12 protein-coding genes are annotated in these 16266 nt (G+C 65.9%); 10 read left to right on the top strand and 2 right to left on the bottom strand.

Annotated elements, in window-relative coordinates; all coding sequences use genetic code 11:
- Positions 1-310 precede the first annotated feature (310 nt).
- Together QX135_RS30200 and QX135_RS30195 are read left to right on the top strand one after the other, a co-directional pair.
- The gene (locus QX135_RS30200; RefSeq protein ID WP_316234432.1) at positions 311-3802 is read left to right on the top strand and encodes an indolepyruvate ferredoxin oxidoreductase family protein; all 3492 of its coding nucleotides are present in this window, start codon (positions 311-313) and stop codon (positions 3800-3802) included.
- Between the two features lie 47 nt (positions 3803-3849).
- Complete coding sequence (locus QX135_RS30195; RefSeq protein WP_316234431.1) at positions 3850-4080, top strand: hypothetical protein; 231 nt, start codon at positions 3850-3852, stop codon at positions 4078-4080.
- A 76-nt stretch (positions 4081-4156) separates the two neighbouring features.
- Here the strand turns inward: QX135_RS30195 and QX135_RS30190 are convergent, their stop codons facing one another.
- Both QX135_RS30190 and QX135_RS30185 read right to left on the bottom strand, forming a co-directional pair.
- Entirely contained in the window at positions 4157-5134 is a 978-nt protein-coding gene (locus tag QX135_RS30190; RefSeq protein ID WP_315798647.1) for a sensor histidine kinase, read from the bottom strand.
- A 102-nt stretch (positions 5135-5236) separates the two neighbouring features.
- Positions 5237-6289: an alpha/beta hydrolase gene (locus QX135_RS30185; RefSeq protein ID WP_316182139.1), complete on the bottom strand. Its 1053-nt coding sequence runs from the start codon at positions 6287-6289 to the stop codon at positions 5237-5239.
- 987 nt (positions 6290-7276) lie between these two features.
- On the opposite strand from QX135_RS30185, the gene QX135_RS30180 reads away from it, so the two are divergent.
- The 8 genes from QX135_RS30180 (at position 7277) to QX135_RS30145 (ending at position 16262) form a co-directional block, all read left to right on the top strand.
- Positions 7277-8425, top strand: a complete 1149-nt coding sequence (locus tag QX135_RS30180) for a thiolase domain-containing protein (protein WP_316182080.1) — start codon at positions 7277-7279, stop codon at positions 8423-8425.
- Positions 8425-8814: a Zn-ribbon domain-containing OB-fold protein gene (locus tag QX135_RS30175; RefSeq protein ID WP_315811462.1), complete on the top strand. Its 390-nt coding sequence runs from the start codon at positions 8425-8427 to the stop codon at positions 8812-8814. Before QX135_RS30180 ends, QX135_RS30175 begins: the two co-directional genes overlap by 1 nt.
- 331 nt (positions 8815-9145) lie before the next feature.
- The gene (locus QX135_RS30170; RefSeq protein ID WP_316182078.1) at positions 9146-10006 is read left to right on the top strand and encodes a MaoC family dehydratase; all 861 of its coding nucleotides are present in this window, start codon (positions 9146-9148) and stop codon (positions 10004-10006) included.
- A 140-nt stretch (positions 10007-10146) separates the two neighbouring features.
- Positions 10147-11025: an SDR family oxidoreductase gene (locus tag QX135_RS30165; protein ID WP_315811460.1), complete on the top strand. Its 879-nt coding sequence runs from the start codon at positions 10147-10149 to the stop codon at positions 11023-11025.
- 75 nt (positions 11026-11100) lie between these two features.
- Entirely contained in the window at positions 11101-12054 is a 954-nt protein-coding gene (locus QX135_RS30160) for a dihydrodipicolinate synthase family protein (protein WP_316182075.1), read from the top strand.
- Between the two features lie 2 nt (positions 12055-12056).
- A complete protein-coding gene (locus QX135_RS30155) occupies positions 12057-12860 on the top strand; it encodes an NUDIX hydrolase (protein ID WP_315737645.1) in 804 nt (267 codons plus the stop codon).
- 113 nt (positions 12861-12973) lie between these two features.
- Positions 12974-15655, top strand: a complete 2682-nt coding sequence (locus tag QX135_RS30150; protein WP_316182073.1) for a PAS domain-containing protein — start codon at positions 12974-12976, stop codon at positions 15653-15655.
- A 145-nt stretch (positions 15656-15800) separates the two neighbouring features.
- Positions 15801-16262, top strand: coding sequence for a hypothetical protein (locus QX135_RS30145; protein WP_409997751.1), 462 nt, complete (start codon positions 15801-15803; stop codon positions 16260-16262).
- Positions 16263-16266 lie beyond the last annotated feature (4 nt).

Genomic DNA, 16266 nt, shown 5'->3' with positions numbered 1-16266 from the left:
CGGTCTTGTCGCATCGCACAATTCGTCTGGTGCCGGAATCGCGCCGGCCACAACGCTTCAGTAACCGTCCGCCGAGCCGCCAAAGCCATGGCACGCATCATCCCATTTCGCGGCGGCGGGGGTTTTCGACACAAACCGCAAAAGCCGCGGCCGGCTCCCGCCACGAAATTGCGATTTCGGTTGGCTGCCCTGCGCAAACGAGATTTGTGATGCGCATTCTTCAAAAGCAGACATAAATGATTGGCAGAACGCGCGCTTCCGCCGGCCGGCGGCAGCCGCGCACCCCGACAAGGCACGGCAAGAGGGCGGAATGGGACTCAACGAGAGCGAGATCAATCTCGACCAGAAATACACCGCAAGCTCCGGCCACATCTTCCTGACCGGCATCCAGGCGCTGGTGCGGCTGCCGATGGCCCAGATCCGGCGCGACCGCGCCGCCGGCCTCAACACCGCCGGTTTCATCTCCGGCTATCGCGGCTCGCCGCTCGGCGGCTACGACCAGCAGCTGTTCTCCGCCCGCAAGCATCTCGAGCAGTACAACATCAAGTTCCAGCCCGGCGTGAACGAGGACCTCGCGGCGACCGCGATCTGGGGTTCGCAGCAGCTCGCACTGTCGCCCGGCGGCAGGTATGACGGCGTCGTCGGCATCTGGTACGGCAAGGGCCCCGGCGTCGACCGCTGCGGCGACGTGTTTCGCCACGGCAATGCGGCCGGCTCCGCCAAGAACGGCGGCGTGCTCTGTCTCGCCGGCGACGACCACGGCGCCAAATCCTCGACCGTGCCGCATCAGTCCGACCATGCCTTCATCTCGGCGCTGATGCCCTATCTCTACCCGTCCTCGATCCACGAGATGATCGAGATGGGCCTGCTCGGCATTGCGATGTCGCGCTATTCCGGCTGCTGGGTCGGCATGAAGGTGATCACCGAGACGGTGGAGACCACCGCCGAGATCAACCTCAACGACGAGATGACGCCGTTCGTCATCCCCGCCGATTTCGAGATGCCGCCGGGCGGCCTCAATCTGCGCTGGCCGGATGACCGCTTCGAGCAGGACCGGCGGCTGCAGGACTACAAGGGCTTTGCCGCGATCGCCTTTGCCCGCGCCAACAAGGTCAACCGCATCACGATGGACTCACCGAACGCCCGCTACGGCATCATGGCGTCGGGCAAGAGCTACGAGGACATCCGCCAGGCGCTACGCGAGCTCGGGATCACCGAGGAGGTCGCGGCCAAGATCGGCTTGCGGCTCTACAAGATCGGCATGCCCTGGCCGCTGGAGCCGGAAGGCGTGCGGCAGTTCGCGGTCGGCCTCGAGGAGATCTTCATCATCGAGGAGCGCCGCGAGATCGTCGAGAACCAGGTCAAGCAGGAGCTGTTCAACTGGCGCGACGACGTCCGCCCGCGCATCGTCGGCAAGATGGACGAGCACGACAAGCGCTTCCTGCCGTTTGCCACCGAGCTTTCCGTCGCCTCGCTCGCGAGCTCATTGACGGAGCGTCTTCTCCGCCTCGACCTCAATCCCGAGATCAAGGCGATGCTGCGCGCCAAGGCCGACTGGTTCAACGGCCGCGACGCCTCGCAGATGCAGCTGATCTCGCCGGTGGCGCGCACGCCGTATTTCTGCTCGGGCTGCCCGCACAACACCTCGACCAAGGTGCCCGAGGGCAGCCGCGCGCTCGCCGGCATCGGCTGCCACTTCATGTCGCTGTGGATGAACCGCAACACCGAGACCTTCACCCATATGGGCGGCGAGGGCGTGCCATGGGTCGGCATCGCACCGTTCACCGACGAGAAGCACATCTTCGCCAATCTCGGCGACGGTACCTATTTCCACTCCGGCAGCCTCGCGATCCGCCAGTCGATCGCCTCCAAGGCCAACATCACCTACAAGATCCTCTACAACGACGCGGTCGCGATGACCGGCGGCCAGCGCCATGACGGCGATTTGTCGCCGCAGCAGATCACCTTCCAGCTCCATGCCGAGGGCATCCGCGAGATCTACCTGGTCTCGGAGAATCCCGACGCCTATCCGGCCGACAGCATTGCGCCCGGCGTCAAGCTCGCGCATCGCGACGAGCTCGAGAACGTCATGAAGACGCTGCGCGAGACCAAGGGCGCCTCGGCCATCGTGTTCGTGCAGACCTGCGCCGCCGAGAAGCGCCGCCGCCGCAAGCGCGGCACGATGGAGGATCCGCAGCGCCGCGTCTTCATCAATCCGGCCGTCTGCGAAGGCTGCGGCGACTGCTCGGTGCAGTCGAACTGCATCTCGGTCGAGCCGCTGGAGACCGAGCTCGGGCGCAAGCGCGTCATCAACCAGTCCTCCTGCAACAAGGACTATTCCTGCGTGAAGGGCTTTTGCCCGTCCTTCGTCACGATCGACGGCGGCAAGCCGCGCTCGCGCGCGCCGGCCGAGCTTGGCGACATCGGCGTGATGCCGGAGCCCCTGACCAAGCCGTCGCTGGAGCGGCCCTACAACGTCGCGGTCGGCGGCGTCGGCGGAACCGGCGTGCTGACGATCGGCGCGCTGCTCGGCATGGCCGCCCATATCGAGGGCAAGGCCTCGATGATCCTCGACATGTCGGGCCTCGCGCAGAAGGGCGGCGCGGTGCTCAGCCACGTGCGTCTGTCGGAGAACACCGCCGACGTGACCTGCTCGCGCATCGTCACCGGCACGGCCGATCTCGTCATCGCCGCCGACGAGGTGGTCGCGGGCGCGAAGGAGACGATCACGCTGTGCGACAGCGCGCGCACCCATGGCGTCATCAACAGCCATCTGATCCCGACCGCCGATTTCGTCCTCAACCGCGACTTCAACTTCCAGAACCGCAAGGTGACGGGCCTGCTGGAAACGGCGCTGCACAAGGACTCGAGCTTCCTCGATTTCACCAAGCCGGCCGAGGCGCTGCTCGGCGACAGCATCGCCACCAACATGATGATGATGGGGTATGCCTATCAGAAGGGCCTGCTGCCGCTGTCGGCGGAGGCGATCGAGAAGGCGATCGCGATCAACGGCGTCGCGATCAAGATGAACACCGAGGCGTTCCGGCTCGGCCGTCTCGCGGTGGTCAATCCCGAGCGGCTCGCCGACATGATGACCGGCAAGGACGAGGCGGTGCCGCCGAAGTCGCTGGAGGCGATGACGCTCGACGAGATCATCGCCCATCGCATGGCCTTGCTCACCGGCTATCAGAATGCGCGGCTCGCCAAGCGCTACCGCAAGCTGGTCGATCAGGTGCGCGACGCTGCGGACCAGGGCGGCTACGGCGAGGCGCTGCCGCGCGCGGTCGCCATCAACTACGCCAAGCTGCTCGCCTACAAGGACGAGTACGAGGTCGCGCGGCTGTTCTCCGACGGCACGTTCGAGAAGCAGCTCCACGACGCGTTCGAGGGCGATTACAAGGTCTCGTTCAACCTCGCGCCGCCGATCCTCAATTCCGGCCTCGATCCGCAAGGGAGGCCGAAGAAGCGCAGCTTCGGGCCGGGCATGATGAAGATGTTCCGGCTGTTGGCGAAGCTGAAGGGCCTGCGTGGCACGCCGCTGGACGTCTTCGGCTACGCTGCCGAGCGCCGGATGGAACGTGACCTGATCGCCGGCTACGAGAAGGACGTCGCCACCGTTCTCAGCCTGCTGTCGCCGGCCAATGCCGAGGTCGCCGTCGAGCTCTTGTCGCTGCCGGACCGCATCCGCGGCTACGGCCCGGTGAAGGAGAAGGCGGTGAACGATGCGAAAGCGCGCTACGCCCAGCTCGCCGCCGACCTCGCCAATCCGCCGCCGGCCCCGCGCCAGATGGCGGCGGAGTAGGGCGCTACGGGCCGTGTTCGTAGTTCGTAGGGTGGGCAAAGCGTAGCGTGCCCACCATCTCCCTGCGCAGCGGAGCGGCCGTGATGACGATTGAGCGTATGGCAGACGGTCGATTCGCGATCACTGCAGCGGCCAATGAGCTGATCGCATTGGGGAACTGCTTGAACGAAGTCTGCAATGGAATCGAGCTGTTCGAGTTCGAGACCAGGGTGGGCACAAGCAGAGAAACGCTTGCTGCGATGCTGGCAGCTATTTTGTCTGCACAGGATCGCCCTTAGCAAGTCAGGTGGGCACGCTGCGCCCTGCCCACCCTTCGACGTTCTGTCCCGAGGGCGAACATGCGTCCTCTCGCCCTCAATTCGCCATCCGCTCGCGGCTCATGCGCAGCGTTACGACCAGGCCTTCGTCGGACCAGTCGAAGGCGATGGTGCCGCCGAGCTGGGCGTTCACGCTGCGATGGATCAGCTTGCTGCCGAAGCCTTCGCTGGTGTCGGCCGACTTCGGCGGCCCGCCGCGCTCGGTCCACGTGATCGCGACCTCGTCGTCATGCGCGCTGCATGACACGTCCAGCGTGCCGCTCGAAACCGACAGCGAGCCGTATTTCGCCGAGTTGGTCGCGAGCTCGTGGATCACCAGCGCCAATGTCGTGCTCGAGCGTTCTCCGACATTCATCTTGGGCACCGACACACGGATGCGGACGCTGGCGCCTTTCTCGTCATAGGGGGCAAGCAGCACCGAGACGAGATCGCCGAGCAGGGCTGCTTGGTTCGTCCCGCCCGGCCGCGGACGTATCAGATCCTGGGCACGGCCCAGCGCGATCAGCCGGCTGGCGAGCTCGTGGGCCATGTCCTCCTTTGTCGCCGCCGTGCGCGACGTCATCTGCGTCAGCGCGGTGGCGATCGTCAGCAGGTTCTTGACCCGATGGCTCATCTCGCCCGCCAGCAGCTCGTTGGCTTCTTCGGCCTGCTTGCGCTGGGTCACGTCGAGGAAGATGCCGAACATCAGCCGCTCGGCGATGTCGGCATCGTCACCTTGGCCGCGGGCGGAAATCCAGCGGATTTCGCCATCCGCGAGAATGCGAAAATCGATCTCATAAGCGCCGACGATCGCCCGCGTCGCTGAAAACGCCGATCTCACCCGTTCGAGATCGGCGGGGTGAATGTTCTGGGAGAGCACCTCGAACGTGATCCTGCTCTTGCTCTTGGGCACCTCCCACAGCTCATAGGCGCGCTCGTCCATCGTGATCGCATCGGTGTCGACGTTCCACGACCACAAGGCCACGCCGGCAGCTTTGGTAGCGGCCCGCAGATGCTTTTCGTGCCAGATCGGCATGCACGCGTCCTCGGCCGGCATGAGTTCGCTTCCCCCTTTCGTCGCTGCTCCGCAAGCTACGGATCCCGCAATCCGGCAGCCGCAGCCATATTCGCCCTCCGACTACGCCGCCGCTGCGACTTCGTCGATCGAGGACATGACGGCCTCGGTGGCCGTCTGATGCACCATGTGGCCGGCGCCGCGCACGCGGCGAAAGGTGCTCTGGCTGACGTCGTGATGAAGCCGTCTGGACTGCGCGTCGATGTCGATCAGGCGATCCTGATCGCCGGCGACGATCACGACCGGCATCTTCAGCTCACCGTACGCTCTCCTGAAGCGGAAAGCATCGGGAATCATCAGCGCGGCCTCCGCGGCGGAGGCGCGGATCTGCGACGGGCGAACCGCCATTTCCTTGGGGAAGCCGGCAAACTTCGCCGGAACCGACCGCGGGCCGAACAGCTTGGCCATCAGCAGCGGCCACATCATGCGGCTGATCAGAGGGGAGATTGTGTAGCGCAGAATATCGCCCAGCAACGGAATGGCCGGAGCCGATCCGGCCACCACGTCGGACCGGAAGGTCGGATAGTAATAGCCGGAGGCGAGCACCATGCCCTTGACCATGGCCGGATGTTCGAGGGCGAGCGCCACCGCCACGGATGCGCCCCAGGAGTGGCCCAGCACGAAGGCCTCCGATACGCCCAGGCGGTCGAGTGCGCTCTTGATTAGCCGGGCCTGCGCCGTCGGCGTCCAGACGACGTTGCGCGGCCGGTCGCTATGGCCGAAGCCAGGCCGGTCGAATGCAATGACACGGTAGTTCTGCGCCGCCAGATCGATCAGGCCGCTGGAGGCGAAGTCCTGGATCATGCTGCCGTTGCCGTGCAGCAGCACCAGCGGCACGCCGGTGCCGCGCTCGACATAGTGCAGCCGGACGCCGTCGACGTCCATGAACTGGCCGGCGGGGGGATTGGCCCGTTCGGCCGACTTGGCGAGGCGGCGATTGATCAGTGCTGTGACGGCCAGGACGGCCGTGGCCGCCGCTGCCGCCAGAAGAAATGGATGAGTCTTCGCCAGCGACCGGCCGCGACGCGTCAGGGGCCGGAGGGACGGTGTCGAGTTGGTCAGGCGGCTGGGCGTCGACGCAGCGAGCGCGCGCGCTGTGGTCCGGGCTGCGGTCATCATCTGCCCTCATGGAAAGGCGTGCACGACAACCGGAGGATCCGAGAAATGATGCAGCGGAGGGGCAACGGCCGGTCACGCGGTTCGTTCCGTTACACGGTCCTGGCAGCCATGATCGGGTGTAGGTCGACCTCCGAGCGGTCCGGCCCGATCTCGAACGGAGCAATCGGTCCTGCTGGCTCGAGGCATGAGTCGCCACAGATGTGCCCTGCGCAAACTGCCCGTCGGGCAGAATCTTCTTTACGAAATTCAGAAATTGTGCTTTGATGAGCGCATCCCGCCTCACTTCGGAGGGGCGTTGCGCGCGATCGTCACGACACGCGAGGCGGGGAGCGGTGGCCGCGACGTGCCGCAGCGTGTCCTCACGGATGCGCGGACGAACGGCATGGCGCGGACGTGAAGTCGCAGCGTGCTGACACCCCGATGCTGGTGTCCCGCGCAATGCGCAAGCATTGTGCGCATGGTGGCCAACAAGCCCGGTGCACCAAGCAGACTGCGTATAAGCGTGAAGACCATCGCGCAGGGAAGGCCGGGCGTTTTCCGGCTGCACCTGTGGTACCTGCCGCCTGCATTTTTTTCGCAGGCGGGCCGCAGGCGTCAGCCGACGCCTGGCCTTCCCTGCGCCCTCCGACTTGATGAGGGTGAGCGAGACCAGCATCACCCGGGCAGTGTCTGCCGCGGGAATGCGATGTCGTGCGTAGTTCGATATGGGCACGATCGCGCGTCATCACCGGTGTCGTCCCGGGCTTGACCCGGGACCCATATCCACAGGGAGAAGTTGTCGCGCACGCTGGTCGACCATCGCGCTTAACAACATTGGCCGGTGGGTATGGGTCCCGGGTCAAGCCCGGGACGACAGCGGAGTGAAGGGCAAGACCACGGCTCATCTCCACCTCGCGGAATATTTTCCACGCTTGCCAACCCTCATGCAACGGTCCAGAAAATCTCCAACCATTCGGGACGAAACGACGAGCAGCGGAGACGGAATTGACCATCAAGGGCAAGGCCTACATTGCCGGGATCTATGAGCATCCCACCCGGCATGCACCGGACAAATCCACGGCGCAGCTGCATGCCGAGGTCGCCAAGGGCGCGCTCGAGGATGCCGGGCTCAGCGCGCGGGATGTCGACGGCTATTTCTGCGGCGGCGATGCGCCGGGCGGTGCCTGGCCGATGATCGACTATCTCGGGCTGAAGGTGCGCCACATCGATTCCACCGAGACCGGCGGCTGTTCCTATCTGATCCACGTCGGCCACGCTGCGGAAGCGATCGCGGCCGGCAAATGCTCGATCGCGCTGATCACCTTGGCCGGCAAGCCGCGCACCGGCCCGATGCCGCCGCGTGCCGCCGGCGCCGAGGCCGATTTCGAGATGGCCTATGGCGCCACCACGCACAACGCCTATGGCATGTGCGCCATGCGCCACATGCACGACTACGGCACCACGAGTGAGCAGCTCGCCTGGATCAAGGTCGCGGCCTCGCATCACGCGCAGTACAATCCGCACGCGATGCTGAAGGAGGTCGTCACCGTCGAGGACGTCATCAACTCGCCGATGATCTCCGATCCCTTGCATCGCATGGATTGCTGCGTGGTCACCGACGGGGGCGGCGCGCTGATCGTGACCACGCCGGAGATTGCCAGGAGCCTGAAGAAGCCGCTGGTGCGCCTGATCGGCCATGGCGAGGCGATGAAGGGGCCGCGTGGCGGCAAGGACCTCGATCTCACTTATTCCGCCGGCGTGTGGTCCGGCCCGCGCGCCTTCGAGGAAGCGGGCGTAACGCCAAAGGACATCAAGTACGCCTCGATCTATGACAGCTTCACCATCACCGTGCTGATGCAGCTCGAGGATCTCGGCTTCTGCAAGAAGGGCGAGGGCGGCAAGTTCGTCGCCGACGGCAATCTCATCTCCGGCGTCGGCAAGCTGCCGTTCAACACCGATGGCGGCGGCCTCTGCAGCAACCATCCCGTCAACCGCGGCGGCATGACCAAGGTGATCGAGGCCGTGCGCCAGCTGCGCGGCGAAGCCCATCCCAAGGTGCAGGTGCCAAACTGCGATCTCGCCATCGCCCATGGCACCGGCGGCCTGCTCGGCGTGCGCCACGCCGCCTCGACCTGCATTCTGGAGCGCGTGTGATGTCTGAAGCGAAAAAGCTGCCGGCCCCCGTCACCAATCCCGAGACCAAGGCGTTCTGGGATGCCGCCGCCGAGGGCAAGTTCATGATCAAGCGCTGCACCGCCTGCGGCGAGGCGCATTACTTCCCGCGCTCGATCTGCCCGTTCTGCTTCTCGGACCAGACGGTGTGGGAGCAAAGCGCAGGCGAGGGCGAGATCTACACGTTCTCGATCATGCGAAAGTCGCCGACCGGCCCTTACGCGATCGGCTACGTCACGTTGAAGGAAGGCCCATCGCTGCAGACCAATTTCGTCGACTGCGATTTCGACAGCCTGAAGATCGGCCAGAAGGTGAGGGTGGTGTTCAAGCCGACCGACGGCGCGCCATTGCCGTTCTTCACGCCGGTGTAGTTGAGGAGCAACAATGCCGGTGGACGTCATTGCGAGCGAAGCGAAGCAATCCAGGGCTATTTCCAAGACTCTGGATTGCTTCGTCGCTGCGCTCCTCGCAATGACGACCGAGTGAGTGTGGGGCTGACGTCGGCGGAGCCCTCTCCCGCCCTTGCGAAGCTCCGCTTCGCTTGGGGGAGAGGGCGCAGCAATGGGCGCCGCGCAACGACAAGCGCGTAGGGTGGGCAAAGGCGCGGAGCGCCGTGCCCACCGTTGCCAGACGAAAAGGCGGTGGGCACGCTTCGCTTTGCCCACCCTACAAGGAACGCGTTTCGGGGAGGACACCAACAACATGCCGATCAACTACGATGAGCTGATGGCGATGAAGGCGATCGGGCAGCCCTATGCCTACGGCGATCGCGAGGTGATGCTGTACGCCTATGGCATCGGCATGGGCGCCGATCCGATGGACGAGAGGGAGCTCGCCTTCGTCAACGAGGCCACCGCCGAGCCGCGGCCGTTGAAGGTGGTGCCGACCTTTGCCTCCGTCGCCGCCTGGGGCGCGGGCCCCGGCGACATGAAGCTGAACCGCGTGCTGGTCGTCGACGGCGAGCGCGACATCACCTTTCACAAGCCGCTGGCGACCGCGGCGAAGATCACGGCCGACTCCTCCGTGCTCGCGGTGTCCGACAAGGGCAAGGACAAGGGCGCGGTCATCCGCCATCAGACGATCTTGCGCGACGAGGGCGGCGCTCCGCTGGCGACCCTGGTGGCCTCGCGCTTCGCCCGCGGCGATGGCGGCTTCGGCGGTCCCTCGGGCGGCATCCCCGAACCGCATCCGGTGCCGTCGCGTGCACCCGACCGCAGCGTCGAGATTTCGACGCGGCCCGACCAGGCGCTGATCTACCGCCTGTGCGGCGACCGCAACCCGCTGCATTCGGACCCCGAATTCGCGCGCCGCGCCGGCTTCCCGCGGCCGATCCTGCACGGCATGTGCACCTACGGCCTCACCTGCCGCGCGGTGCTGCAGACCTATGCTGACTACGATGCCTCGGCGTTCCGGCAGCACGCCGCGCGGTTCTCCTCGCCGGTGTTTCCCGGCGAGACCGTCACGGTCGATCTGTGGAAGGACGGCGACGTGATCTCATTCGAAGCGCGCGTCACCGCGCGCAACGTCACCGTGATCAAGAACGGCAAGACGGTGCTGGGATGATACTTGGCATGTGAGACACGTCTGTTCGTTGTCGTCATGCCCGGGCTTGACCCGGGCATCCATCCGCTTCCGAAGATGGATGGCCGGGTCAAGCCCGGCCATGACGAACAAGAGCAAAGAAGACAGCGGAGGAGGCACACATGGGACTGCTCGACGGCAAGGTGGCGCTGATCACCGGCGCAGGTGGCGGTCTCGGCGAGGCCTACGCAAGACTGTTCGCGCGCGAGGGCGCGGCGGTCGTCGTCAACGACCTTGGTGGGCCGCGCGACGGCTCCGGTTCGGACCTGTCGATGGCCGAGCAGGTGGTTGCCGCGATCGAGGCCGAGGGCGGGCGCGCGGTCGCCAACGGCGCCGACATCTCGACCATGGCCGGTGGGCAATCGGTGTTCGACGACGCCATCCGCCATTTCGGCCGCGCCGACATCCTCATCAACAATGCCGGCATCCTGCGCGACCAGACCTTCGCCAAGTCGAGCGAGGCCGACTGGGACAAGGTGATCCAGGTGCACCTCAAGGGCACGTTCTGCTGCACCTTGCCGGTGTTCCGCTGGATGCGCGACAACGGCGGCGGCGTCATCGTCAACACCTCCTCGACCTCGGGCCTGATCGGCAATTTCGGCCAGTCCAACTACGGCGCCGCCAAGGGCGGTATCTGGGGCCTGTCCAACGTGCTGGCGATCGAGGGCCGCAAGTACAACATCCGGGTGTGGACGCTCGCGCCGGGCGCGCTGACCCGCATGACCGCGGACCTGCCGCGCTACAAGGAGAACCCGGACGCGGCGCTGACGCCCGAGGGCATCGCGCCAGCCGTGCTCTACATGGTCAGCAGACTCTCGGGGGATCAGACCGGCAAGGTGCTCGGCGTGTCCGCCGCGCGCGGCGTCCGTGAGATGCGGATGATGGAGATGGAGGGCTGGAAGCCACCGTCCTCGGCTTGGAACGCCCAGGACATCGCCGCGCACGCAGAGGAGATATTCTTTTCGGAGGCCGATATAGCCAAGTCCGCACGGCGGTTTTGATGTATTCAGGACGTCATTTCGGGCCTGCGCTTGGCGCGTCCGGAATGACGCCAGAGAGATTGGAGACCAGACGAGATGAAGCTCACCGCCGCCGCCAAAGGCACCTTCGCGATCGCGCCGACGCCGTTCCATGATGACGGTCGCATCGACGAGGCCTCGATCGACCGTCTGGTCGATTTCTATGCCGAGGCCGGCTGCGACGGCATCACCGTGCTGGGCATCATGGGCGAGGCGCCGAAGCTGGACGCCGCTGAATCCGAGCAGGTTGCAGTGCGCTTTGCCAAGCGAGCCAAGAACCTGCAGATCATCGTCGGTGTCTCCGCGCCGGGTTTTGCCACCATGCGCGCGCTGGCGCGCGCCTCGCTGGACGCGGGCGCTGCCGGCGTGATGATCGCGCCGCCGCCGAGCCTGCGCACCGATGATCAGATCACGGGCTATTTCAAGCAGGCCCAGGAGGCCATCGGCGAGGACATTCCGTGGGTGCTGCAGGATTACCCGCTGACGCTGAGCGTCCAGTTCACGCCGGCTGTGATCCGCAAGATCGTCATGGAAAGCCCCTCCTGCGTGATGCTCAAGCATGAGGACTGGCCGGGCCTGGAGAAGATCTCGACGCTGCGCACGTTCCAGAAGGACGGCTCGCTGCGGCCGCTGTCGATCCTGTGCGGCAATGGCGGTCTGTTCCTGGACTTCGAGATGGAGCGCGGCGCCGACGGCGCCATGACCGGCTATGCCTTCCCGGAAATGCTGGTCGATGTCGTCAAGCTGTCGCAGGCCGGAAAACGCGACGCCGCGCACGACCTGTTCGACGCGCATCTGCCTCTCGTGCGCTACGAGCAGCAGCCGGGGGCGGGGCTTGCCGTGCGCAAATACGTGCTGCAGAAGCGCGGCGCCATTGCCTCCAGCGCCCAGCGCAAGCCGGCGTCCGGCATCAGCGCCGCGGCCAAGGCCGAGGTCGACTATCTCTTGTCGCGCGTGGCGCGCTATGATGCCCGCGCCAACCTGCAACCTCGTGCCACCGCCGCGGAGTGACTATGGCTGACGCCGCCGCCGTCCGTCCCGCCTCGACCGTGCTGCTGCTGCGCGACAGCGCAGCCGCACGCGAAATCGAGGTGTTCATGATGGTGCGTCACCATCAGATCGAGTTCAACTCGGGCGCCCTGGTGTTTCCTGGCGGCAGCGTCGACAGAGGCGATCAGGAGATCGCCGGCAGGCCGGAGCTCTATGCCGGCGATGAGGGCCTGGAGGCCGAGGCGCTCGGCTTCCGCATCGCCGGGGTGCGCGAGACTTTCGAGGAGAGCGGCATCCTGCTGGCGCGGCCGGGCCGATCGGACGCGCTGATCGATGCTGCTGCCGCCCGCGAGATCGAGGCTGCGCATCGTCTGGCGCTGTGCGAGGGCAAGATCAGCTTTTTCCAGGTCCTCGAAGCTCACGGCCTCGTGCTCGCGCTCGATGCGCTCGTTCCCTACGCCCATTGGATCACGCCCGAAGGCATGCCCAAGCGCTTCGACACCTGGTTCTTTCTGGCGGCGGCGCCGCCGGACCAGCTCGGCGCCCATGACGGCCGGGAATCGACCGACTCCGTCTGGGTCTCGCCGCGCGAGGCGCTGGCCGGCGGCGAGGATGGCCGCTTCAAGCTGCCGTTCCCGACCACGCGCAACCTGATCCGGCTCGGCAAGCAGCCCGCGGTGGCCGACGCCCTGGCGGCGGCGCGGAACATGGACGTCGTCACCGTGATGCCGGTCATGACCAAGACCGCCGAGGGCGGTCGCCAGCTGCGCATTCCGCGCGAGGCGGGCTATGATGGCGAGGTGTTCGAGTTCGGTGCGGCCGGTTAACCGCACAGGCTATTTTTCGTCCGGCGGATGATGCGCGGACGAGAATTGTTCTCTATATGTTCATTTGGCCGCCCGGCGGCTCGTATATAGTGCGGTTCCGACCATCGGATCCCATGAGTAGATTACCGGACCTCGACACGGCCTGCAGCAGCCTCCGATCGATGACGATCGGGCGGATGATCTTTGGCAGCTTTTTGCTGCTGCTTGCCGTGATCACCGCGACCAGCATGGCGAGCGTGATCGCCATCCGCCACATCGATTCGACCTTTGCCGAGTTGCAGCGGCTGCAGGGCGTCGGCGATCTCGCCGAGGAGATCGACCAGCGCATGAACGAGCTGCGGCTCGCGGCGCGCGATTTCGTCACCGATCCCGGCTCGCGCTCCGACCGTGCCATGGAGGCGGCGACCGAGCTCAGCGCGCTCCTGAAGAAGACGCGCCTGCAGCTCGCACCGGAGCAGCAGGCGACCATCGATGGCGTTGCCCAGCGGCTCGCCAATTACCGCGAAGGCATCGACCGCATCAGCGCGCTGATCGCCCGGCGTGCCGAGCTGCTGTCGGGTTTGCCGGCGGCGCGCGAGAGCTTCGAGGACGCCATCGCCGGCCTGACTGATCGCGCCACGGCGCGGGCCTTGTTCCAAGTGCAGAACCAGGTCGGCGCGGCGTTGCTGGCGCGCGACCCGGCTGGCGCCGAGCAGGCCGCCCGCAGCATGCGCGCAATGCCGATCGAGGACAGCGCCCTGCGCGCGGCAGCGGACCGCTACGCCGAGGCGATCATCGCCATTGCCGGCACCGAGGACGAGATCGCACGCCTCGACAAGGAGGTGCTGGGCATCGAGGGGCGGCTGATCGGCCGGGTCACGGAGCTGCTGCGCGCCTTGAGTGCCAGCCAGGGCAAGGTGCTGTCGCGCGACTTCGCCCGCACGCTGGCGGAGACGAAATGGCAGAGCATCATCTTCGGCACGGCGGGCGTTCTGATCGGCATCTTTGCTGCCTCGTTCGTGGTGCGCCGCACGGTGAAGCCGCTGGCCTCGATCGCACGCTCGATCCGGGCGCTGGCGGCGGGCGAAAAAGCGGCGTCGATCCCGCAGACCGACGTTCAGAACGAGATCGGCGATATCGCGCGGGCGGCAGAAGTCTTTCGGCAGACTTTGCAGGATGCCGACGCGGCGCGCGAGGCGGCCGTCCGCGCGCTGGCCGAGCAGCGGCTGGCCGAGGAGAGCTATCGCAAGCTGTTCGAAGCTTCGATCGACGGCATCTATGTCACCACACCGAGTGGTCTCGTGCTCAATGCCAATCCGGCGCTCGCGCGCATCATGGGCTACGAATCCGCGAGCGAGCTGATCCAGAGCGTCAACGACATCGCGGATACGATCTATGTCCATCCCCTGGCGCGCGAACGCTATCAGCGGCTGATGCGGCGCGACGGCATGGTGCGCGAGTTCGAATACCAGGTGCGCCGGCGCACCGGCGAGATCCGCTGGCTTTCGGACAGCGCCACGGTGGTGCGGGATGAGAACGGCGAGGTAATTCGCTACGAAGGCGTGGTCCGCGACATCACGGATCAGAAGCGCGCCGAGGACGCGATCGCGGAAGGCCGGCGATTGCTGCAGCAGGTCATCGACACCGTGCCGGCGGTGATCAACGTCAAGGATAGCGAGCTACGCTATGTCCTGATGAACCGCTACATGGCCGGCATCTTCAACGTCGAGCCCGAGGATGCGCTCGGCCGCACCACGGGCGAGCTGATGTCGCGCTACGGTGCGAACAAGACGGACTCGAACGACAAGCGCGTGCTGGCGACGAAGGCCGGCCTCGGGTTCTACGAGGAGGAATACCTCGATTCTTGCAACATCATGCGGCAATGGCTGGTCAACAAGCTGCCGCTTCTCGACGCCGACGGCGAGGTCGACAAGATCGTCACCGTGGCGCTCGACATTGGAGAGCGCAAGAAGAGCGAATTGGAGATGCGCAAGGCCAAGGAGGCCGCCGAGACGGCGCTCCGGAACCTGCGCGAGACCCAGGCCTCGCTGATCGAAGCCGAGAAGCTCGCGGCGCTCGGGCGCATGGTCGCCGGCGTTGCCCATGAGGTCAACAACCCCGTCGGCATCAGCCTCACGGTCGCCTCCGCGCTCGAGCGCAAGACCGAGCGCTTCAGCGAGGCGGTCACGCGGGGCGAACTGCGGCGGTCGAGCCTCAACGAGTTCATCGAGATGAGCCGCAGTGCGGCTGGGCAGCTCGTCGCAAATCTCAATCGCGCGGCCGAGCTGATCCAGTCGTTCAAGCAGGTCGCAGCGGACCGCAACTACTCCGACAAGCGCACCTTCGATCTCGCCGATCTCACCGAGCAGGTGGTGATGAGTCTGCGCCCGGGCGTGCGCAGACAGAACCTGACGGTGAATGTGGATTGCCAGCCCGATCTGGTGATGAACAGCTACCCCGGGCCTTATGGGCAGGTTCTGACCAATCTCTTCCTCAATGCGGTCGCGCACGCGTTTCCGGACGGCAGGAGCGGTGTGATCGAAATCAGGGCGCGGGAGTCCGGGCGCGACAATGTCGAGATCATCTTTTCCGACAATGGCTGCGGCATGTCGCTCGACGTCCGCCGCCGCGCCTTCGATCCTTTTTTCACGACGCGCCGCGACCAGGGCGGCACCGGCCTCGGCCTGCACATCGTCTACAGCATCGTGACCAACCGGCTCGGCGGCCGGCTTGATCTCGACTCCGAGCCGGGCGCCGGCACGCGCGTCCAGATCATTCTGCCGCGGGTCGCGCCTCTCGAGCAGGCGGCCGAGTAGGGAGATCCGCAATGCGCGGGGATGCCGCGCCGCTGCGTGAAACTCCGGATTGACTCTCACGAAGCCGAGATCGAATCGAAATCTGGCCCAGTTGATGCATCATTATCCGTGCACCCTGGGGTGGTGCAGGAGCCAGATGGACCAGATGGAAATGAGCAAATGGATCGTGTCCCGCGGCCATGAGCCGCATCGAGCTGATCGTGCCGACATCAGCAACACGGGTTCGAGGCGACCGGCGGTCGCTCCATGGAAGCCGCCCATCCAGGTCGGCGGTGCGGCGCTGCTGATCGCACTCTGCGCGCCACCGTCACTGGCGCGCGATCGCGGCCAGTATGCGAACTCGTCGCCGGAGATCAAGGCATGGTTCGACGGCCTGCGCAGCGGCAAGGGCCCGTGCTGCTCGGATGCCGACGGCAGCGCCGTCAGCGATGTCGACTGGGAGAGCAGGGGCGGTCACTACCGCGTCCGCATCGAGGGGGAATGGCTCGACGTTCCCGACGAGGCGGTCATCACCGAGCCCAACCGCGTCGGGCGCACCATGGTGTGGCCGATGCGCGGCTATCAGGGCCTCTCGATCCGCTGCTTCATGCCGGGCAGCATGACGTAGCCGA

Origin of the sequence: Bradyrhizobium sp. SZCCHNR1098 (assembly GCF_032489375.1) — a bacterium.
GTDB lineage: Bacteria > Pseudomonadota > Alphaproteobacteria > Rhizobiales > Xanthobacteraceae > Bradyrhizobium.
The sequence above is the reverse complement of the archived record's forward strand: the minus strand, read 5'-3'. Positions and strand labels throughout refer to the sequence as shown.

Bases quoted from the DNA above. Each gene is read 5' to 3' on its own strand.
- QX135_RS30200 (WP_316234432.1), top strand. From the start codon at position 311: ATGGGACTCAACGAGAGCGAGATCAATCTCGACCAGAAATACACCGCA.
- QX135_RS30190 (WP_315798647.1), bottom strand. From the start codon at position 5,134: ATGCCGATCTGGCACGAAAAGCATCTGCGGGCCGCTACCAAAGCTGCC.
- QX135_RS30185 (WP_316182139.1), bottom strand. From the start codon at position 6,289: ATGACCGCAGCCCGGACCACAGCGCGCGCGCTCGCTGCGTCGACGCCC.
- QX135_RS30175 (WP_315811462.1), top strand. From the start codon at position 8,425: ATGTCTGAAGCGAAAAAGCTGCCGGCCCCCGTCACCAATCCCGAGACC.
- QX135_RS30170 (WP_316182078.1), top strand. From the start codon at position 9,146: ATGCCGATCAACTACGATGAGCTGATGGCGATGAAGGCGATCGGGCAG.
- QX135_RS30165 (WP_315811460.1), top strand. From the start codon at position 10,147: ATGGGACTGCTCGACGGCAAGGTGGCGCTGATCACCGGCGCAGGTGGC.
- QX135_RS30160 (WP_316182075.1), top strand. From the start codon at position 11,101: ATGAAGCTCACCGCCGCCGCCAAAGGCACCTTCGCGATCGCGCCGACG.
- QX135_RS30155 (WP_315737645.1), top strand. From the start codon at position 12,057: ATGGCTGACGCCGCCGCCGTCCGTCCCGCCTCGACCGTGCTGCTGCTG.
- QX135_RS30150 (WP_316182073.1), top strand. From the start codon at position 12,974: ATGAGTAGATTACCGGACCTCGACACGGCCTGCAGCAGCCTCCGATCG.
- QX135_RS30145 (WP_409997751.1), top strand. From the start codon at position 15,801: ATGGAAATGAGCAAATGGATCGTGTCCCGCGGCCATGAGCCGCATCGA.